Annotated in this window: 17 protein-coding genes, 1 tRNA gene and 1 pseudogene; 12 read left to right on the top strand and 7 right to left on the bottom strand. The window is 69.2% G+C overall.

The features are described from left to right. Positions 1-35: 35 nt before the first annotated feature. Positions 36-1,034: an asparaginase gene (locus tag IEW87_RS06875; RefSeq protein WP_188711533.1), complete on the bottom strand. Its 999-nt coding sequence runs from the start codon at positions 1,032-1,034 to the stop codon at positions 36-38. A 22-nt stretch (positions 1,035-1,056) separates the two neighbouring features. Here IEW87_RS06875 and IEW87_RS06880 point away from each other — a divergent pair, with 22 nt between their 5' ends. Then, positions 1,057-1,539 (top strand): OsmC family protein, encoded by a 483-nt coding sequence (locus IEW87_RS06880; RefSeq protein WP_188711534.1) that lies wholly within the window; start codon positions 1,057-1,059, stop codon positions 1,537-1,539. On the opposite strand, the gene IEW87_RS06885 is transcribed toward IEW87_RS06880, so the two are convergent. Further along, positions 1,508-2,257, bottom strand: a complete 750-nt coding sequence (locus IEW87_RS06885) for a lysophospholipid acyltransferase family protein (RefSeq protein ID WP_188711535.1) — start codon at positions 2,255-2,257, stop codon at positions 1,508-1,510. The two genes, IEW87_RS06880 and IEW87_RS06885, sit on opposite strands and share 32 nt — an antisense overlap. A 162-nt stretch (positions 2,258-2,419) precedes the next feature. On the opposite strand from IEW87_RS06885, the gene IEW87_RS06890 reads away from it, so the two are divergent. From IEW87_RS06890 to IEW87_RS06905, 4 genes are all read left to right on the top strand, one after another. Beyond that, complete coding sequence (locus IEW87_RS06890; RefSeq protein WP_188711536.1) at positions 2,420-3,370, top strand: FKBP-type peptidyl-prolyl cis-trans isomerase; 951 nt, start codon at positions 2,420-2,422, stop codon at positions 3,368-3,370. A gap of 4 nt (positions 3,371-3,374) precedes the next feature. Next, complete coding sequence (dxr, locus tag IEW87_RS06895; protein ID WP_188711537.1) at positions 3,375-4,454, top strand: 1-deoxy-D-xylulose-5-phosphate reductoisomerase; 1,080 nt, start codon at positions 3,375-3,377, stop codon at positions 4,452-4,454. Between the two features lie 97 nt (positions 4,455-4,551). Further along, positions 4,552-6,123 (top strand): Mur ligase family protein, encoded by a 1,572-nt coding sequence (locus IEW87_RS06900; RefSeq protein WP_188712689.1) that lies wholly within the window; start codon positions 4,552-4,554, stop codon positions 6,121-6,123. Next, on the top strand, positions 6,123-7,415 hold the full coding sequence (locus IEW87_RS06905; RefSeq protein ID WP_188711538.1) for a M50 family metallopeptidase: 1,293 nt from the start codon (positions 6,123-6,125) through the stop codon (positions 7,413-7,415). The genes IEW87_RS06900 and IEW87_RS06905 overlap by 1 nt, the downstream gene beginning before the upstream one ends. A 21-nt stretch (positions 7,416-7,436) precedes the next feature. On the opposite strand, the gene IEW87_RS06910 is transcribed toward IEW87_RS06905, so the two are convergent. Continuing rightward, positions 7,437-7,856 carry a PRC-barrel domain-containing protein gene (locus IEW87_RS06910; protein WP_188711539.1) on the bottom strand — a complete coding sequence of 140 codons (420 nt, stop codon included), beginning with the start codon at positions 7,854-7,856 and terminating at the stop codon, positions 7,437-7,439. A gap of 232 nt (positions 7,857-8,088) precedes the next feature. On the opposite strand from IEW87_RS06910, the gene IEW87_RS06915 reads away from it, so the two are divergent. Further along, the gene (locus IEW87_RS06915; protein WP_188711540.1) at positions 8,089-8,589 is read left to right on the top strand and encodes a hypothetical protein; all 501 of its coding nucleotides are present in this window, start codon (positions 8,089-8,091) and stop codon (positions 8,587-8,589) included. 148 nt (positions 8,590-8,737) lie between these two features. Further along, complete coding sequence (locus IEW87_RS06920; RefSeq protein WP_188711541.1) at positions 8,738-10,924, top strand: leucine-rich repeat domain-containing protein; 2,187 nt, start codon at positions 8,738-8,740, stop codon at positions 10,922-10,924. A 77-nt stretch (positions 10,925-11,001) separates the two neighbouring features. Here the strand turns inward: IEW87_RS06920 and IEW87_RS06925 are convergent, their stop codons facing one another. Continuing rightward, positions 11,002-12,414 (bottom strand): phytoene desaturase family protein, encoded by a 1,413-nt coding sequence (locus tag IEW87_RS06925; RefSeq protein WP_188711542.1) that lies wholly within the window; start codon positions 12,412-12,414, stop codon positions 11,002-11,004. 22 nt (positions 12,415-12,436) lie between these two features. Continuing rightward, the gene (locus tag IEW87_RS06930) at positions 12,437-14,377 is read right to left on the bottom strand and encodes a chorismate-binding protein (protein WP_188711543.1); all 1,941 of its coding nucleotides are present in this window, start codon (positions 14,375-14,377) and stop codon (positions 12,437-12,439) included. Positions 14,378-14,603: 226 nt separating this feature from the next. Between IEW87_RS06930 and ispG the strand changes: the two genes are divergently transcribed. The 5 genes and pseudogenes from ispG to IEW87_RS15215 all read left to right on the top strand — a co-directional run. Continuing rightward, positions 14,604-15,731 carry a flavodoxin-dependent (E)-4-hydroxy-3-methylbut-2-enyl-diphosphate synthase gene (gene ispG, locus IEW87_RS06935; protein WP_188712690.1) on the top strand — a complete coding sequence of 376 codons (1,128 nt, stop codon included), beginning with the start codon at positions 14,604-14,606 and terminating at the stop codon, positions 15,729-15,731. A gap of 157 nt (positions 15,732-15,888) precedes the next feature. Further along, positions 15,889-17,049 carry a DNA polymerase III subunit delta' gene (locus tag IEW87_RS06940; RefSeq protein WP_188711544.1) on the top strand — a complete coding sequence of 387 codons (1,161 nt, stop codon included), beginning with the start codon at positions 15,889-15,891 and terminating at the stop codon, positions 17,047-17,049. Beyond that, positions 17,046-18,617 carry an alpha/beta hydrolase gene (locus IEW87_RS06945; protein ID WP_188711545.1) on the top strand — a complete coding sequence of 524 codons (1,572 nt, stop codon included), beginning with the start codon at positions 17,046-17,048 and terminating at the stop codon, positions 18,615-18,617. The genes IEW87_RS06940 and IEW87_RS06945 overlap by 4 nt, the downstream gene beginning before the upstream one ends. Before the next feature lie 103 nt (positions 18,618-18,720). Beyond that, positions 18,721-18,796, top strand: a tRNA-Thr gene (locus tag IEW87_RS06950). Positions 18,797-18,806: 10 nt separating this feature from the next. Continuing rightward, positions 18,807-19,127, top strand: a pseudogene (locus IEW87_RS15215) (lysoplasmalogenase family protein); the annotation flags it as partial. A 40-nt stretch (positions 19,128-19,167) separates the two neighbouring features. Here IEW87_RS15215 and IEW87_RS06960 read toward each other — a convergent pair. Beyond that, entirely contained in the window at positions 19,168-19,728 is a 561-nt protein-coding gene (locus IEW87_RS06960) for an acyl-CoA thioesterase (RefSeq protein ID WP_188711546.1), read from the bottom strand. A 65-nt stretch (positions 19,729-19,793) separates the two neighbouring features. After that, positions 19,794-20,408, bottom strand: a complete 615-nt coding sequence (locus IEW87_RS06965) for a rhomboid family intramembrane serine protease (RefSeq protein WP_188711547.1) — start codon at positions 20,406-20,408, stop codon at positions 19,794-19,796. Positions 20,409-20,410: the final 2 nt, after the last annotated feature.

Raw genomic sequence — 20,410 nt, forward strand, 5'->3', positions numbered from 1 at the left:
TCATGACGCGCTCTGGCCAGGCACCCGCGACCCGATCACACCGTGGCGCGGATGACGCCGACGCTCTCCCCGCCGCCCATGACGCGCAGGCCGGGCCGCTCCGCGGCGGCCCGTGCGACGTCCTGCACGGTGATCGCGCCGGTCCGAGCCAACAACGCGAGCGCGACGAGCGACGCCGCGCGATTCGAGCCGTCGAGCATCTTCACGGCCACTGTCGTGCCGTCCGGCGCCACGAGCACCTGCACGCCCTCCGCGCCCTTCTTCGAGAACACGCCGAAGCGTGCCATCGTCATGGTGTCGTCGCCGCCGGTACCTTCGACCACCTCGGGATGCTCCGTCGCCGTGCGCACCAGGGTCGCCGCGACGCGATGCAGCGCGAACGGCGACGATTCGCTCGACGTGCCGGCGCGGTGAAGTCCGCGCGCGAGCGACTCGAGGCTCATCGCATGGACGGGGGCGCCGCAGCCGTCCGTCACGGTTCCGGCGATCTTGGTGCCGGTCAGGCGCTCGACGACCTCGACGATGTGCTGTTGCAGCGGGTGTGCTCGGTCGAGGTAGCCAGCGGTGTCCCACCCGTTGACGCGGCATGCCGTCAGCATCGCGGCGTGCTTGCCGGAGCAGTTGTGATGAATGGCGGCCTTCTCGCCGAGATCACGGATCAGTTCACGCCGCGCGTCGGTTCCGGTCGGCCATGAGGGCGGACACAGCAGCGCGTCCTCGTTCAGGCCGATCTCCGCCAGCATGTCGCGCACGATGCGGGTGTGCAGCTCGGTGCCATCGTGGCTCGCGGTCGCAATCGCCAGCCGCTCTCCCTCGAGTGCGGCACCCGCGGTCACGCACGCGATCGCCTGGAGCGGCTTGAGCGAGGAACGCGGGAGGAACAGAGCCGAGGGGTCGCCATGCGAGACCGCGACCTCACCATCCGGGGTGATCGCGATCGCGGATCCGACGTGTCGCGACTCGACGAAGCCGCCCCGCTCGACGACGGCGAGCTCGGCGGCGCTGGCTGCGGGAAAGGTCTCTGCGGTGGCCACCCGTCCAGGGTAATCTCCTCGTATGAGCACGCACCGCTACGTGGTGAGCGCCACCTGGACCGGGAACACCGGGACCGGCACAAGCGGCTATCGCGACTACGGACGTGACGTCGTGGTCCGCATCGCGGGCAAGCCCGAGCTCCTCGCATCCGCGGACCGGCCGTTCCGAGGCGATCCGAGCCGATGGAACCCCGAGGACCTGCTGCTCGCCGCCCTCAGCGAATGCCACCTGCTGTCGTATCTGCACGCCTGTGTCACGCGCGGCGTCGTCGTGACGGCCTATGCCGACGAGGCCGAGGGCGAGCTGCGCGTCGACGGCAACGCGGGCCGCTTCGAGCGCGTCGTGCTGCGACCGCGCGTGACGGTCGCGGACCCGGCGATGATCGCGGAGGCGATCGCGGCGCACGAGGACGCCCACGCGTGGTGCTTCATCGCGAACAGCGTGAACTTCGAGGTCGAGATCGACCCCGAGGTCACTTCCGCTCGTGCGGAAGGGCGCGCTTGATCTTCTCCACCGCACCCTCGGCGGGCGGCTCGTTGTAGGTGCCGGCGAGTTCCTGTCCCGAGAGGGCGTGGATCGCCGACATGATCTCGTCGGTCGCCGCCCGGCGCGCGCGTCCCGAGTTCGGGCCGTGATGGCTGAGGTCGAGCGGCTCGCCGAAGCGGACGACGACCCGTTCCTTGAGCGACGGCATGCGCGCACCGACGGGCATGACGCGATCGGTGCCGATGAGGCCGATCGGCACGACGGGGGTGCCCGTTTCGAGCGCAAGGAAGGCCACGCCCGTGCGGCCCTTGTAGAGGCGGCCGTCGCGTGAGCGCGTGCCCTCGGGATGCAGGGCGATCGCGGCGCCGGATTCGAGGATCTGCTTCTGCTGTTCGAGCGCTTCCATTGCGGCCTGGCCGACGCCGCGCTGGACCGGCGTCGCACCGACGGCCGTGAAGAACGTGCGCGAGAGCCATCCCTTGAGGCCGGGGCCCGTGAAGTACTCGGCCTTGGCGAGGAAGTGCACCGGGCGCGGCGCCGCGGCGACGGGGATCGCGATCGAGTCGATGAACGAGAGGTGGTTGCTCGCGAAGATCACGGCGCCATGCTTCGGCACGTGGTGCTTGCCCTCGACGCGCGGACGGTAGACGGCACGCGCGAGAGGGGAGATGAGGTTCCGACCGAAGGTGTACACCCAGCTCGGGGTCTGCGGGCTGTCCACTGCCGAATCGCTCATCATTTCAGGATACGTTGAGCGTATGCCCAGACGGGAATCCGCTCACGCGGAGCCTTCCGGCGAGGCATCAGCCCGCACATATCGACATGGGGCAGGATGGGCGGGTCCGTCGAATCTGATTGAGGTATGACAGTGCGTCTTCGCTCGCTGACCATCGCGTCCTTGGCCGTCGCTTCTCTCGCTCTTGCGGGGTGCGGCGGCGGTGAGTCGCCCGACGGCGACACCGAGACACCGGTGCCGTCAGCCGACGCGACGATCCCCGAAGATCTCTGCGACGCGGCCTCTCCAACAGGTGACGCGATCGAGAGCGTCGAGGTGACGGGCGAGTTCGGAGAATCCGCCGAGGCGACCTTCGATGCCCCGCTCGAGATCGAGGACTTCGAACGGTCGGTCGTCGTCGAGGGCGAGGGCGACGAGATCGAGGCCGGCGCGTACGTGCGCTACGCCGCGACGATCTACGACGCCGAGAGCGGGGAGGAGCTCGGCAGCGAGGGGTACGGCGACGAGCAGACCGTGCCCATCAACGTCGAGACGAACAATGCCTTCGGCGCCGCCTTCGGGTGCGCGACGCCTGGCACCCGTGTCGTGTTCGCCTTCCCAGGCCAGCAGGGACAGGACGGCACAGCGGTGCCGTCGCAGCTGCTCGTGCTCGACCTCATCGACACCGTGCCGATGGCCGCGTCCGGTGAGCCGCGGGACGCGCCGGCGGGTTTCCCTGAGGTCGACGTCGCCGAGGACGGCACGCCGAGCGTCACCGTTCCCGACGGCCTCGAGGCTCCCGACGAGACGGAGGTCGCGACCCTCATCGAGGGCGACGGCACCACCGTCGAGGAGGATGACATCGTCGTCGTGCAGTATCAGGGAGTGCGCGCGTCCGACGGCACCGAGTTCGACTCCAGCTGGACGCGCGGCGCCCCGATGCAGCCCACCCAGCTCAGCGGTCTCGTGACCGGCTTCCAGAAGGCGCTCGTCGGCCAGAGTGTCGGGTCACAGGTGATCGCCGTGATTCCGCCCGAGGAGGGCTACGGCGCCAGCGAGGGACACGAGCTGCAGGACGAGACGCTCATCTTCGTCGTCGACATCCTCTCGGCCACGCACCCCACCGGCGAATAGTCTCATGCGCAAGGTCGTCGTCCTCGGATCCAGCGGGTCGATCGGCACGCAGGCGCTCGACGTCATCCGCCGAAACTCCGACCGCTTCACGCTCGTCGGTCTCGCGACCGGATCGAACGCCGCAGTGCTCGCCGAACAGGCAGCCGAGTTCGGCGTCGAGCACACCGCGCTCGGCGCCGACGAAGCCGCGCAACTGGTGCGCGACGTCGACGCGGACGTCGTGCTCAACGGCATCACCGGATCCGTCGGCCTCGGACCAACGATCGCCGCGCTCGAGGCGGGACGCACGCTCGCGCTCGCGAACAAGGAGTCGCTCATCGTCGGCGGCACCCTCGTCACGTCGCTCGCGCGCGAGGGTCAGATCGTGCCGGTCGACTCCGAGCACTCGGCGATCGCGCAGGCGCTCCGCTCCGGCCGGACGAGCGAGGTGCGACGACTCGTGGTCACCGCCTCGGGCGGCCCCTTCCGAGGGCTCAGTCGAGACGAGCTCGAGCGCGTCACCCCCGCGCAGGCGTTGAAGCACCCCAACTTCTCGATGGGCCGGGTCATCACGACCAACTCCGCGACCCTCGTCAACAAGGGGCTCGAGGTGATCGAGGCCCACCTGCTGTTCGACGTGCCGTTCGGCCGCATCGAGGTCGTCGTGCACCCGCAGCAGCTGATCCATTCGATGGTCGAGTTCCACGACGGATCCACGATCGCGCAGGCGGGGCCGCCGCGCATGCTCGTGCCGATCGCGCTCGGGCTATCGTGGCCCGATCGGCTCGAGGACGTCGACGCGCCGATCGACTGGACGGCGGCTCAGAGCTGGGAATTCGCCCCGCTCGATGACGACGCGTTCCCCGCGGTGTCGCTCGCGCGACAGGTCGGCGAGGCCGCGCGCACGTTCCCGGCGGTGTACAACGCGGCGAACGAGCAGGCGGTCGACGCCTTCCACGAGGGGCGGATCCCGTTCACCGGCATCGTGGACGCGATCGCGCGGGTCGTCGACGCGCACGAGGCGCCCGCGGAGCTCACGCTTGAGACGCTGGCCGAGGCCGAGCTCTGGGCTCGCCGCACCGCCGACGAACTGCTCGCGCGCTGAGCGAACGTCGCGGCGCTCATTCAGCCGTTCCCTGCCCCCTGCGTGAGACGATGGCGGCGTGATCGAGACGCCTCACATCCGCCGCACACCACCCGTGATGCTGCGCCCCGAGCGGCCCACCGCCAGCCGCCTCACTGACCTTGCCGACCACGTGGGCGGCACCGCCACCTCGGACGTCGACGTGACCGGCGTGACGGTGTCCTCGACGGATCTCGTTCCCGGCGATCTGTTCGTGGCGATCCGCGGCGCGAACCGTCACGGTGCCGAATTCGCGGCCGACGCCGCCCGCAACGGCGCCTCTGCGATCCTCACCGACTCCGACGGCGCCGAGATCGCGAGCGGCTCCGGGCTGCCGGCGCTCGTCGTCGCGGATCCGCGCGGCGTGCTGGGCGACGTCGCGATGGCCGTCTACCGGACGGGTCCGGAAGACGAGCTGCCCCTGCTGCTGGCGACGACCGGCACGAACGGCAAGACGAGCGTCACGCACCTGCTCGAAGGCATGCTCACTCAGATCGGCGTCGTTTCCGGTGCCTCGACCTCGGCCGAGCGCGTCGTGGCCGACGAGCGCGTCGTCGCTGGACTGACGAGTCCAGAGGCGAGCGAACTCCACGCCCTGATGGGGCGCATGCGGGAACGCGACGTTGAGGCGTTCGCCGTCGAGGTGAGCGCGCAGGCGGTCACCCGCCGTCGCGTCGAGAAGGTGATCTGGGACGTCATCGGATTCACGAACCTCACGCATGAGCACCTCGACGACTACGGCGACATGGAGACGTATTACCGCGCGAAGGCGCCGCTGTTCACATCAGCTCGCAGTCGACGTGCGGTCATCTCGCTCGACTCGGCGGCCGGAGACCGCATCGCCTCCGAGGCGGACATCCCGGTCACGACGATCGCCACCTTCGGTATCGCCACACCCACCGCGTACGATCACGCGCACTGGCACGTCGAGGTCACGTCGGAGCAGCAGAGCGGAACCGGCTTCCGGCTGACCGGACCCGGCGGCCGCGTGCTCGAGACGATCGTGCCGGTCATCGGTGCGCACATGGCCGCCAACGCTGGTCTCGGCATCGTCATGATGCTCGAAGCGGGGTACGCCTGGGATCGCATCGCGGCGGCGCTTGCGGACGGCATCCACGCGTGGGTGCCGGGGCGGACGCAGCTCGTCTCCGGATCCGACGGACCCGCCGTCTACGTCGACTTCGGGCACACGCCGGACGCGTTCGAGAAGACCCTCGCGGCGGTGCGCCGCGTCACGCCCGGGAAGGTGCTGATGCTGTTCGGCGCCGACGGCGACCGCGACACCACCAAACGCGCCGACATGGCGCGCGCGGCCGTCGCCGGCAGCGACATCACGGTGATCACCGACCACCATCCGCGCCACGAAGACGCCGCGTCGATCCGCGCGACCCTGATGAACGCCGCGCGTGCCGCGGATCCGGATCACGAGCTGCACGAGGTCTCGCCGCCCGAGGCCGCGATCGTGACGGCCGTCTCGCTCGTCGGCGACGGTGACGCGATCCTGTGGGCGGGACCGGGTCATCAGAACTATCGCGACATCGCGGGTGTGCAGTGGGGCTACTCGGCCCGCGAACTGTCGCGCCGAGCGCTCATCGCCGCCGGCTGGCCCGCCCCCGACAGGGTGTGGCCCAACCCCTATCTCGACGACTGATGACGGTCGTGCTGTTCGTCGTCGGCATCCTCGCGATGCTGATCGGTCTCGCCGTGTCGATCGCGTTACATGAGCTCGGGCACATCCTGCCTGCGAAGGCCTTTGGCGTGCGCGTCGGACAGTACATGATCGGCTTCGGTCCCACCCTGTGGTCGAAGCAGGTCGGCGAGACCGAGTACGGTTTCAAGGCGCTGCCGCTCGGCGGGTTCATCTCGATCGCGGGAATGTATCCACCGAGCCCCGCGGCCGATGGACGGCGCAGGCGCGTGTGGTCGACGCTCGTGCAGGATGCGCGCGAGCAGAACGACGAGACGATCGCCGAGGCGGGAGATCGCACGCTCTATCGCCAGGCGACATGGAAGCGCGTCGTGGTGATGCTCGGCGGCCCATTCATGAACTTCGTGCTCGCGATCGTCGCGTTCTCGGTGCTTCTCAGCGGCATCGGCGTCCAGCAGGCGACGGCGACGGTCGCGGAGGTGTCCGAGTGCGTGCTGCCGGCCGGATCCGCGCAGACGGAGTGCGCCGACGACGACCCCGCGACGCCCGCCGCCGAGGCGGGGCTGCGCCCTGGCGACACGATCACCGCGGTCGACGGATCCACCGTATCGAGCTTCGCGGAGGCGTCGGCCCTCATCCGTGAGCGACCCGATGAGACGATCGACGTCGACATCATCCGGGACCGAGAAGCCCGCACGCTGAGGGTCACGCCGATCCTCGCGGAGAACGAGTACGTCGATTCAGACGGCGAGGTCGTCACCGACGACGTCGGCTTCGTCGGCTTCAGCCCGGTGTTCGAGCGCGTGCGTCAACCGGCGTGGGCTGGGGCGCAGGAAGCAGTGCGCAATACGGGTGCCGTCGCGGAGATCGTCGTTCAGTTGCCCGTGAAGCTGTACGACATCGCGGTCGACCTGGTCACGGGCGGGGAGCGGGATCCGGACGGACCGATCAGCGTCGTGGGCGTCGGGCGCATCGCGGGCGAGGTCGCGGCCACCGAAGCGCCGATCGTGGATCGCGTCGCCGTGCTCGTGAACATCTTCGGAGCCCTCAATATCGCGCTGATGGTGTTCAACCTGATCCCGTTGCTGCCGCTCGACGGCGGTCACATCGTGATCGCGCTGTGGGATGGGCTGAAGCGCCTGTTCGCGCGGCTGACGGGACGCCCGGCGCCCAAGCCCGCGGACGCGACGCGCCTCGTGCCCATCACACTCGTGGTCGTCGTCCTCATGATCGCGATGGCAGCGCTGCTGTTCGCCGCCGACATCTTCAACCCCGTGGATCTTTTCGGGCGGTAGCGGGGAATTCGCCGTCGCTCGTCACGCGTAGTGCGGGTAGTCGGGATAGCGGTACCCGACGGACCAGAAGGGCATGAAGCCGTAGTAGCTGACGGTGGCGGCGTAGTGGTCCGGCTCCGCGACCAGCGCAGGATCGTACGATGGCGCGCCGGCGACCTGATCGCGGCTCGGACCGATCCGCACGTCGTCCTCGGTGATGGAGGTGATGGCGTCCACGGGAATCAACGTGGTGTCCTTCCCCATCCCGAGGAAACCGCCGGACTCGACTTCCAGGAATCTCACCTTGCGCTCGTCGGCGTCGATGAGGAGCTCGCCGATCTTGCCGATATCGTTGCCACTGCTGTCTCTGACGTCGCGTCCACGGATGTCCTCTGCGACATCGGCGACGGTCTCGTCCGTCTCACCGAGCTTGATCAATCGACGGTCGGGTTCGGTACTCATCGGAATTCTCCTCCCTTGTGGCATCTTCGCGACCACGGTACTCACGCCGGCAGTTCCCGGGGGAGGGGCTTGACATCGTCTGCGGCGGTCCTCGCCTGTGGCGCGTGCGCGCGCACGTGTGAGCGCGTTGTGAGCGCGCCGTGGTCGACTGCGTCACGACGGCACGGGAGTCTCCTCCTGGCTCCTCCGGCCGTCGTCTCGCAGATCTGTGTCGACCCGAAGGACGCTTACCATGAAACGCACGATCGTGGCCCGGGGAATCGCAACCGCCGCGGCGGCCGGTCTCCTCACCGTCACCCTCACGGGGTGCTTCGCGAATCCGCTCGAGATGATCACCGGTGGATCCGATGATGGCGCGATCCCGAGCGGAGCAGACGAGCTCATTGAGGGAATCACGGGCGGAGGAGTGGACATCGAGTTCGGGAGCATGCCCGACAACTTCCCCGCGGAGGTCCCCGTGGTCTCTGATGACGTGCTCCAGAGCACCTCGATCAACTCCGACGACGGCTCCGGGATGATGGTCGTCGTCTCCGATCCGCGTGGCTTCGATGAACTCGTGCAGCAGGTCCGTGGTGACTTCTCCGGCTGGGACGAGGTCATGTGGACCGAGATGGGGGAGCTCGTCAACGGCACCTTCACCCTCGACGAGTCGCTCACCGTCCAGGTCGGCGTCGCCGAAGCGTCGGAGGGCGAGGACACGACCGTGTCGTACATGGTCTTCCTCGGCGAGTGATGCACGCCGTCGTTCGTGAGATGTGAGCGGTGTGTGAGCGGCGCCTGCGACGGTGAGGCGCCGCGACACCGCAGCTGTGAAGAGAGGACGTGTCCAGTTGAGGACGAAGACCCACCCGCCAGCAGATGAGCCCGCACGCTCGATCAGAATGCCGCTCGCGGTCACCGCCGTGACGGCTCTGGCCGTGCTCGGTCTCGCGCCGGCGGCGCATGCCGATCCCGGGGACGAGATCTCCATGCCCGACGACGTGCTCCGGGAGTGCGTGAACACAGCGCTCTCGCAGAATCCGGCGGACCCGATCACCGAGGGCCAGGCGGCGGGACTGACGATCGTGAACTGCCAGAACGGCGCCGTGACGGATCTGACCGGTATAGAACACATGACGTCGCTCCAGCAGGCGCACCTCGGCAACAACCCGGGGGTCACCGACCTGGCACCGCTTGAAGGGCTGGACCGCCTGTGGTCGGTCGCCATCAGCGGCACCGGCGTGGACGAGTCGGATCTCGAATCACTCGAGACACTGCCCGCCCTCGAGTATCTCGTCGTCTCGTCGAACGGCTTGACGGACGTGAGTTCGCTCGGGACACTCACGGGACTGCGCTTCCTCTACATCAACGACAACGACATCTCCGATGTCAGTCCGCTGGGAAATCTCACCGCATTGGAGCTCCTGCGGCTCGACACGAACGAGATCTCGGACGTCACGGCGCTGTCATCGCTGAGTAGCCTCGAGGAGCTGCACCTCCCGCATAACCATGTCGTCGATCTGAGCCCGCTCGCCGGGCTTCCCCTCACGACCTTCGGTGCGGTCGGTCAGACCGTCGACGTCGGAGACCTTCTCGTGGGCGCGGCCGAGCCCAACCCAGTGCGGGATCGCGCCGGCGCTCCCGTCGCGCTCGACGCCCGCTATGACGCGGGTGCGAACACGTTCACGCCCACGACCCTCGGCCTGGACAGCGTGGGGTGGGACGATGGCAGCGACTTCAACGGAGAGCTGACGTTCACGGCGGTGGAGCAGTCGGCCATGCCAATCCACATGCCCGATGACGCGCTGCGCGCCTGCGTCAACTCCGAGCTTTCACAAGCTGCGGCCGCGGACATCACTGGGGCGCAGGCAGCGGGTGTCTCCGACCTGTACTGCGTCGATGCGGGGGTCGTGGATCTCGAGGGAATCCAGCACCTGACCGGGATGTGGCAGGCGAATCTCGATGGCAACGAGATCGTCGATCTTGCACCGCTCGCCACCCTGGGCGGTCTCGAGGTGCTGTCGCTCAACGAGAACAGCATCGTGGATCTTGCACCGCTCGCCACCCTCGGGAGCCTCGACACGCTGTCGCTCAACGAGAACGACATCGTGGCTGTGCCGGAACTGCCAGCGAGCATCGAGCGACTCACCCTCAGCGAGAACGACATCGCTGATGTGTCGGGACTCGCGAACGTCACCGCGCTGACGGCGCTGTATCTCGAAGACAACGAGCTCACCGACGTCTCGGCCCTGGGCAACCTGGCAAACCTCCAGCTGCTTGCGTTGGGCCACAACGAGATCACAGAGGTCCCCGTGCTCACGCCCGAACTGCGGCACCTGCAGCTCTCGGCGAACGAGATCGCCGACGTGTCGACGCTGTCGGGGCTCACGGGCCTCAACAGTCTCTACCTCGATCAGAACAGGATCGCCGATGTGAGCCCCGTCAGGGACGGGGCGGGATTGGAGTTCTTCCTGGCGACAGGCCAGCAGGCCGACCTGGGCGACATCGTCATCGACGAGCAGGCCGACAACCCGGTGTTCGATCGTGCCGGCGCATCGGTCGCACTCGATGCGCTGTATGACGCCGGGTCGAACACCTTCACGCCCGACACGCTCGGCGCGGGAAGCGTCGGTTGGGACGACGGCGAAGCGTTCAGTGGAACGCTCGCGTTCACGGTCGTCGCGGCCGCTGCGGACCCGGACCCCGAGCCGAGCCCGGATCCCGAGCCGGATCCTGAGCCGTCGCCGGACCCTGATCCTGAGCCGAGTCCAGATCCCGAGCCGAGCCCTGATCCCGAGCCGAGCCCGGATCCTCAGCCCAGCCCGGATCCCGAGCCCAGCCCGGACCCCGAGCCGGGGCCTGACCCTGCGCCCAGCCCGGATCCCGCTCCGGAACCGGAATCGGGACCGAATCCCGAGCCGGAGCCGTCGGCGCAGCCGGGTCCCGAGTCCGACGACGATGACGAGAAGTTGGCGCCTACCGACGGAGACACGGTCTCGGCGCTCGTCGCCGGAGGAGCGTTCCTCGCGCTCGCCGGAGTCGGTGTGCTTCTGCTGACCCGGATCCGTCGCGGCGGCGAGGCGGTCTGACATACCGCTCCGCCCCGGGGCCGTCGCGAGAGCGTGCCCCGGGGTGGAGCTCTGCGCGAGCGGCCTCGGCGCCCGAGTCAGCCGAGTCGCTTCAGCGCGAGCTGCGCCGCGAGGCGGCCGGGCATGCCGTGCACACCGGGGCCCGGCACCGTGGAAGCCGAGCAGAGGAAGATGCGGGGATCCGAGGTCTCCGCCGGGTTGAGGCTGAGCCGCGGGCGGGCGAGCAGCTGACGCAGATCCGGCACGCCGCCGTCGATGGCGCCGCCGACGAGATTCGCGTTGTGCGCCTCCATCGCGGCCGGTGTCGCCACGTGCCGTGCCAGGATCCGATCGCGGAACCCCGGGGCGAATCGCTCGATGCGACGCTCGATGAGCTCGGTGATGTCGCCGTCGAACCCGAAGGGGACATGTGCGTACCCGCCGAAGGCGCTTCCGCCGGACGGAGCGCGCGTCGGATCGAGCATCGACGCCTGCGACAGCAGCAGGAACGGCTCGTCCGGCATGCGCCCCTTCGCGACGTCTCTCTCCGCAGCGACCACCTGCTCCGCGGTTCCGCCGAGGTGGATGTAGCCCGCGTCCGCGAGCGCGGGATCCGCCCACGGGACATCGCCTTCGATCGCCCAGTCGACCTTGTAGGCGCTTGCGCCGTAGCGCATCCGATGCAGCGCATTGGCGTAGGAGGGGGCGAATCGATGCCCGGCGATGCGAAGCGCGTCGCGTGGGGAGGTGTCGAGCAGCACGGCCCGCGCGCTCGGAAGCCGATCGACGCTTGTCACCCGCGTTCCGGTGATGATCTCGCCGCCGAGCGCGGTGAAGCGCGCGATGAGCGCATCGGCGATGGAACTCGTGCCGCCGACCGCGACGGGCCATCCGACGCCGTGCGCGAAGGCGCCGAGCGCGACGCCGACCAGCGCCGCCGCGGGCTTTCGAAGGTCGACGATCGCGTGCGCGGCGAGGCCGGAGAGGACCGCCCGCGAACGTTCGTCGCGGAGGGCCTTCAGCAGCCAGGTCGTCGGCCAGACGCTCGTCGCGCCGAGCGCGATGAGGTCGGGAGTGGGGCGCAGGGGATTGCCGATCGCGCGTCCGAGCTGCTTCCACCGCGAGCCGAACGTGCCCATCACGCGGCGCCAGATCTTCTCGTCGGCACCGAAGCCGGCCGCCGTGTCCGCGGCGCTGCGACGCAGGATGCCGGATTCGCCGGGACGGATCGGGTGGCCCAACGGGATGTCGTTCTGTGCGAAGGCGAGGCCCTCGCGCTCGAGGCCGAGTGCGCGGAACGCGGGGCTCGCCATCGCCATCGGGTGGTTCGACGCGCACATGTCGTGGACGTAGCCCGGGAGAGTCGTCTCCTCGGAGCGCAGCCCACCGCCAGCGGTGTCCTGCGCCTCGACGACGACGACGCGCCATCCGGCCTCGGCGAGCGTCACCGCGGCGACGAGCCCGTTCGGCCCGGAACCGACCACGACCGCGTCGACCTCGTATGCGCTCACGCGCTCAGCCTACTCGTGACCGTCAGACACCGAGCGCGTGCGCGACGACGCGCTCGAGGGTGCGAATGCCGTCGCGAGACAGGATCGACTCGAGATGGCCCTGCACGCTCGCGAAGCCGGATCCGCGCAGCGCGTGCACGTCGCCCTCCTCCGTCGCCGAGACCTCCACGACGCCGACCTCGCCGGCGCGTTCGAGGCTCGGCGTGAGGCGGCGCACACCAGGCAGTACGCGGGCGGTGAACGTGTTGTAATACCCGATCGCCGCGCTCTCGCCGAACATGTCGACCGTCATCTGCAGGCCCTGGCGCGGCTTCTCGAGCGGCTCCAGCGCGAGGCCGAGGCGGTGGGCGAGCACCTGGTGGCTCAGGCATACGGCGACGAGAGGACGGTGATCCGCGAGTCGACGGGAGACGATCTCGCGCACCCGGACGATGCGGCGCGCGTCGCTGCGGGGATCGCCGGGGCCGGGGCCCGCCACCACGAGTTCCGCCGCGTCGACTTCCGCGTCCGTGACGTCCGACCAGGTCACGATGCGTGTCTCGAGCCCCAGGTGCCGCAGCTGGTGCGCGAGCATCGTGGTGAATCGGTCTTCGGCGTCGATGACCAGCGCGTGCCGCCCGGTGAAGGGCGCCTCGTGCGAGCCGGACTGGTCGTCCATCCAGAACGGCGCGAGACGCTCGTTGCGCGACGCGAGCAGCGCGGCGATGTCGGGATCCTCGGCGAGACGCGCGGGGGCGGCTCCCGGAGCATCCTCGTCGACACCGGCGACCGACGTCACGGCGCGCGGGATCGCCCCGATCGCGCCGAGCACACCGGCGGCCTTGCCGTGGGTCTCCGCGACCTCGCCGAACGGGTCGCTGTGCCGCACGAGCGTCGCGCCCGCCGGAACCCGCAGCTGTCCGTCCTCGATGTACGCGGTGCGGATCAGGATCGGTGCGTCGAGGTCGTGCCCGCTCTCGCGCGGGCTGAACAGCGCGGCGACACCCGAATAGTATCCGCGCGGCTTCGTCTCGTGGCGGCGGATGACCGCGCACGCATTCTGCATGGGCGAGCCCGTCACCGTCGGCGCGAACATCGTCTCGCGCAGAATGTCGCGCGGATCCATCGAGGACCGGCCGCTCAGCATGTACTCCGTGTGCGTGAGCCGCGACATCTCCTTCAGGTGCGGCCCCGTGATGCGCCCCCCGTCGCTGCAGACGGCGCTCATCATCTTGAGCTCCTCGTCGACGACCATGAAGAGCTCCTCGGTCTCCTTGGTGTCGCGCAGGAACGCGGCGAGGCCCTCGGCGGTCGGGCCGCCGGAGGTGTGCCGGAACGTGCCGGAGATCGGGTTCATCTTCACGACGCGGCCAGCCACGCCCGGTTCGCTCATCGCCGTGACGTGCGCCTCGGGGCTGGCGCCGACGGCGACGTGATCCGGCGTGACGATCGCGAAGGTCCAGTACGCCCCGCGCTCGTGCTCCAGCAGCGCGCGGAACCAGGTGAGCGCGGCAGTTCGCGGATCCGCCTCGACCGTCGCCGTGTAGTCGCGTCGGATGACGAAGTTCGCGCCCTCGCCGCGGCCGATCTCGTCGCGGATCACCGTGCGCACGATCTCCGCATAGCTGTCGTCGTCGATGTCGAAGCCCGCGTTCGCCAGCGGCACGTCCTCCGCCGGGAGCGCCGTGAGCGCATCCGCAGCCGGCACCGATCGGCGCTCATCGACGACGAGGCAGCGCAGGGGAGCACCATCGTCGTGCGCCTCGAAACCGCGCTCGACGACCTGGCGGAACGGCACGAGCGCCAGCACCTCCTGAGGGGTGCCGTCCGCGCTCGCGAGGGGGATGTCGGCGAGCCGGTCGACATCGACCGTGGGTCCGGTCAGCACCTCAACCGTCGCGGCGCCGTCGCGCGCGATCAGCGCGAACGACTGCGACGGATCCGCCGCGAGCGCGGCGATGATGTCGGCGGGGGAGTCAGCCATGGGGAGCTCTCTTCTGCTGGCGGGCGGCCCCGCAAACGCGAAACGACCGCCACGTGGGACGGTCGTCGGACGATGGGTCGCGAAACGGGCCGCCTATGAGGCGGGCCACCAGGTCTGGTTCGCGAACATGCTCATGACGCTACACAGTCCCTGAGGATCCCTGCAACTGCGGGTCCCTCGCAGGGTTCGGGCGTAGGCTGGATCCGTGCCTGCAGTGAACCTCGGTATGCCTTCGGCCCAGACCCTCGCGCCGCGTCGAAAGACGCGTCAGATCAACGTCGGCAAGCTCAAAGTCGGTGGTGACGCACCCATCAGCGTGCAGTCGATGACCACGACCAAGACATATGACATCAACGCCACGCTTCAGCAGATCGCCGAGCTGACGGCCTCCGGCTGCGAGATCGTGCGCGTCGCCTGCCCCACGGATAAAGACGCCGAAGCGCTGAAGATCATCGCGATGAAGAGCCAGATCCCGGTGATCGCCGACATCCACTTCCAGCCGAAGTACGTCTTCCAGGCGATCGAGGCCGGCTGCGGTGCGGTGCGCGTAAACCCCGGGAACATCCGCAAGTTCGACGACAAGGTCGGCGAGATCGCGAAGGCCGCGTCGGACGCGGGCGTGAGCCTCCGCATCGGCGTCAACGCCGGATCCCTCGACAAGCGCCTCCTCGCCCGGTACGGCAAGGCGACTCCGGAAGCGCTCGCGGAATCGGCCATCTGGGAGGCGTCCCTGTTCGAAGAGCACGGCTTCCACGACTTCAAGATCTCCGTCAAGCACAACGACCCCGTCGTCATGGTGCAGGCCTACCGTCTGCTCGCCGAGCGCGGCGACTGGCCGCTGCACCTCGGCGTCACTGAGGCCGGCCCCGCGTTCCAGGGAACGATCAAGTCGGCGACCGCGTTCGGCATCCTCCTGTCGGAGGGCATCGGCGACACCATCCGCGTCTCGCTGTCGGCTCCGCCGTCCGAGGAAGTCAAGGTCGGCCATCAGATCCTGCAGTCGCTCAACCTGCGCGAGCGCACGCTCGAGATCGTCTCGTGCCCGTCGTGCGGGCGCGCCCAGGTCGATGTGTACAGCCTCGCCGACAGCGTCACGGAGGGCCTGAAGGACATGACGGTGCCGTTGCGTGTGGCCGTCATGGGCTGCGTCGTGAACGGACCGGGCGAAGCTCGTGACGCCGACCTCGGCGTCGCCAGCGGCAACGGCAAAGGCCAGATCTTCGTCAAGGGCGAGGTCATCAAGACCGTGCCCGAGGACGAGATCGTCCAGACCCTCATCCAGGAGGCGAACCGCATCGCCGAGGAGATGGGGCCCGACGCCGCCCCCGGCACCGCGCAAATCATCACCGCCTGACCCGGGCACGCCCATCGCGGCGTTCTTGTCGGTTGCCGCACGCCGGTGCGCCTGCCCTCCTCAGCCTTGCGCTGGACGCGCCCGGGGGACGCTCGAGCGGCGTTCTCGTCGGTTGCCGCTGAGCAAGCGTGTCGGCGGTGCGCCGTAGAGTGGATCCATGACGCTCGCCACGATCGCTCCGGCTGTTCCGTGGGGCGACGCGCTCGGGCAGGACGACGCGGTCGACATCCTGCGGCGCGCCGCCGCGGATCCCGGTCTTCTCGCGCACAGCTGGCTGCTCACCGGTCCTCCCGGATCCGGGCGGTCGACCCTTGCGCTCGCGTTCGCGGCGGCGCTCATCGCCGAAGGTGAGCATGACGTCGCGACCATGAAGCAGGTGCTCGCGCGGTCGCACCCCGACCTCACGATGCTGACGACCGAGGGCGTCATCATCACGATCAAGCAGGCGCGCGAGATCGTCGAGCGGTCCTACTACGCGCCGAGTCTCGGTCGCTATCGCGTCATCGTCGTTGAGGACGCCGACCGCATGGCCGAGCGCACCTCGAACGTGTTGCTGAAGGCGCTCGAGGAGCCGCCCGCGCAGACGATCTGGGTGCTGTGCGCGCCGAGTGAGGCCGACCTCCTTCCCACGATCCGATCGCGCGTCCGCACGCTGCGGCTGCGCGAACTCGAGGTCGACGACGTGGCCCGCCTGCTCGTCGCGCGCACGGGCGCCGATCCGGTCGTCGCCGAGCAGGCCGCTCGTCACGCGCAGCGACACATCGGCATGGCCCAGCGACTCGCGACGGACGAGGAATCGCGTACGCGCCGAGAGCAGACGATGCGCGACGTGCTCGGGCTGCGCGGCATCGGGCGCGTCGTCGACGTCGCCAGCGGCATCGTGCAGGCGGCGAGCGACGATGCGCAGGCGCTCACGGCCGAGCGCGACGAGACCGAGCGCGCCGACCTGCTGCGCACCGTGGGGCTTTCCGATGGAGCGAAGGTTCCGCCCGCCGTGCGTTCTCAGCTCAAGGAGCTCAAGGACAACCAGGAGCGCCGCGCAAAGCGAAGTGTGCGCGACGGACTCGACCGAGTGCTGACCGATATGCAGTCGCTGTTCCGCGACATCGTCCTGCTGCAGCTGGGGCGCGACGTCGACCTCGTCAACGTCGAGTACATCGACGAGATGCGGCAGGTCGCCCAGGCGCGACCGGCCACGCACACGATTACCGTGCTCGATCACCTGGCCGAGACGCGCGCCGCGCTCGGACAGAACGTGCAGCCTGCGCTCGCTCTCGAAAGTCTGCTGATCACCGTCGTCACAGGGAGGCGACCATGAGGCGCTTCGTCCGCGCACGCCGCGCGCTGTCCGTCGTCGCCGTGGCGGCCGTCCTCGGCCTCACGGCCGCGTGCGCGAACCCGTTCACACTGAAGGTGCCTGGCAGCGGATCCGGGCCCGAGAGCGGTCCCGTCACAGACGGCGTACCCGACGAGCTCCTCCCGTTCTACGACCAGCAGCTCGCATGGGAGGACTGCGACGAGCCGATGACGAGCGAGGCCGTCGAATGCGCCTCTGTCACCGCACCACTCGATTGGCACCAGCCGGGTGCGGGCGAGATCCAACTGCGCATCTCGCGACCGGCCGACGTGCCGGCCGGCGCTCAGGGCTCGCTGCTCATCAACCCGGGCGGGCCCGGCGGATCCGGCATCGACTACCTCCACTCGGTCATCGAGAACGACGCGATTGGTGAACGTCTGCTCGAGGCGTACTCTGTCGTGGGCTTCGACCCGCGCGGCGTGGCCCGTTCGACCCCCGTCGAATGCCTCGACGCGGAGGGGATGGACGCCTATCTCTACGACACGTCCGACGCCGAGCGCGGCACCGATGAGTGGGAGGCCGAGCTCGACGAGCGCGCGAAGACGTTCGCGGACGCGTGCGCGGAGAACTCAGGGGAGCTGCTCGAGTTCATCACGACCGAGCAGTCGGCACGCGACATGGACCTGCTGCGCGGGGTGCTCGGCGACGACCGCCTCACCTACCTCGGTTACTCCTACGGCACATTCCTCGGAGCGACGTACGCCAACATCTTCCCGGAGCGCGTCGACCGTTTCGTCCTCGACGGCGCCCTGGACCCCTCAGTGTCGGGAAGCGACGTGGGGATGACGCAGGTGATCGCCTTCGAGCAGTCCTTGCACACCTATCTCGAGACCTGCCTCGGCGGATCCTCGTGCCCGTTCCGCGGCTCCGTCGACCAGGCCCTCGACGATGTCTCGTCCCTGCTCGCTTCGCTCGACGCCCGGCCGCTCGTCTCCTCCGACGGGCGCGAGCTCGGCGGCGACACGATGATGACGGCGATCGTCGCGGCGATGTACAACGAAGCGAACTGGCCGTACCTGTCCGAGGCGTTCTCCGGTGCGCGCAGCGGCGACCCGACGGCCGCGATGTTCCTCGCCGACTTCTACAACGACCGCACACCGAACGGATACGGTTCGAACTCGACGGAGGCGTTCAACGCCTACAACTGCATGGACTACCCCTCGGAGTCCGAGGAGATGACCGAGGAGGATGAGCAGATCCTCGAGCGCGAGGCGCCCGTGACCTGGCAGTACATGCTGGGTGCCGACGTGTGCGAGTTCTGGCCGCACCCGCCGAGCGGAGAACGTGAGGCGATCTCGGCCGACGGCGCGGATCCGATCGTCGTGATCGGGACGACGGGCGACCCGGCGACGCCGTTCGCGTGGGCGGAAGCGCTCGCGGACCAGCTTTCGAGCGGCACGCTCATCACGTTCGAGGGGGAGGGCCACACGGCCTACGGGGCCGGTAGCGACTGCGTCGACGACGCGGTCGAGGACTACCTGATCGACGGCACGGTTCCCGACGACGGGCTGACATGCCAGCCGGGGTGAGCGCGCGGCCTGTAGTCCGGCGCGCCCGGGCGCAAACCTCGATTCGCGCGGGCGGTGGGCGGCGGGTAATATAGATGCTCGTGCCGCTCGCGCGGCGCGAGACGCCACCTTAGCTCAGTCGGCAGAGCGATTCACTCGTAATGAATAGGTCGTCGGTTCGATTCCGACAGGTGGCTCCACGAACTTCTTCTGCACGTCGCGCTGTTCTGGCGCTCCGCGTCGGTCCGCCGGCTGCCGCGGCTGGCGCTGGTCTACGTCGTCTGGTGGGGCGGGATCCTCGTGGTCCTCCTGTCGCATCTGGGCGCGCTCACAATCGCGGTCGCCGCGTACGGCATCGTCCTCGGGCTCACGGCGGCGTTCGCGCTGCGCTGTCACACGCTCGTCGCGGTTGGTGGCATAGCGTTCCTCGTCTCGGATAAGATCCTCGCGTTCCGTCTCTTCCTCCCTGGGGCGATGCCCGCGTGGACGAGCCCCGCGGTGAGGGCGACACACACCCTCGGGCAGGCCCTGATCGCGGTAGGGGCATCGTCGCGCTGCGGCGAGCTGAGCATCAGCTCCAGTCGCTCGGCGCGGGACGCCTGGTGCTCGGCAGGCGCGCGGCTTCGGACCAGTCGTGGATCCATGCGTCGACCTGCGGCAGATCGTGCGGCATCTCGAGGGCCGCGAAGAGTTCGTCGTGCGGCACGACGCCGCCCGTGCGCCGGACCATGCGGGCGCGTATGACGGCCTGGGCATAGACCTCGCCGTCGACAACGGCGCGATGCTCCAGGTACAGCGCGCGGTCGTCCTGGCCGACCCACTTCGTCTGCAGCTCGAAGCGCTGGAAGGGCAGCAGGGGCTTGCGGAACGTGATGGTCTCGTTCGAGACGACGCCGTACCAGCCGTGTGCGCGCAGGACGTCGAAGAGGCCCGTGCGGATCATGAGATCCCACCGGCCGAGGTCGAACAGCGAGAGGTATCTCCCGTTATTCATGTGCCGCAGGATGTCGAGATCCGTGGGGAGCGTCGTGAGACGGATCCGCCCGACATCGGTCATCGGCGTCCGGCCGTCGCGCCGCTTGCGCAGCGTCGAGCGGACCATCACGATCAGGGTGCGCCAGAGAACGTTCACGATCCGCGATGCTATCCGGCGACGCGCCCCGCCCGACAGCGCATTGTCGATCGCCGACAACCCGGTCAGCGACGGCGCGGTCGCGCAGGCCGCCGTGGACGCAGCGCGAAGGCTGCGCCCGCGCCGCCGAGAGCGCCGAACAGATGCGCCTGCCAGGAGACGCCGTCGCCGGCCTGCAGAATCCCCGAGAACATCGTGCCGCCGTACGCGACGCCGACCGCGATGGCGATGATCGCGTACAGCATCCCGCGCCCGAGCGAGGGGGCGACGAACGCGCGCAGCAGCAGGTACCCGAAGTAACCGAACACGAGGCCCGACGCGCCAACCGTCAGCGTGCCTGGCGCGTTCACGACCCAGGTGCCGACCCCGGCGACTCCCGCAATGATCGCGGTGACCGCCCAGAAGCGCCCGACGCCGTCGAGCGCGGCCAGCCCGGCGAGGATCGCGAACGGCACCGTGTTCGCGATGAGGTGCGCGAGGTCGCCGTGCAGCAGTGGCGACAGCAGCACCCCGTCGAGCCCGCGGAACGCCCACGATTCGATGCCCGCGACGCGATTGAAGCTGCCGGGCAGGACGGCGTCGAGCAGGAAGACGGCCCACATGATCGCGACGAGGGCCGCCGGCTGCGCGAGCCGCAGGCCGACGGACCCACCAGGGCGCGCCTCGAGATCCGCTGTCATGG

Source organism: Microbacterium faecale (assembly GCF_014640975.1).
GTDB classification, from domain to species: Bacteria; Actinomycetota; Actinomycetes; order Actinomycetales; family Microbacteriaceae; genus Microbacterium; species Microbacterium faecale.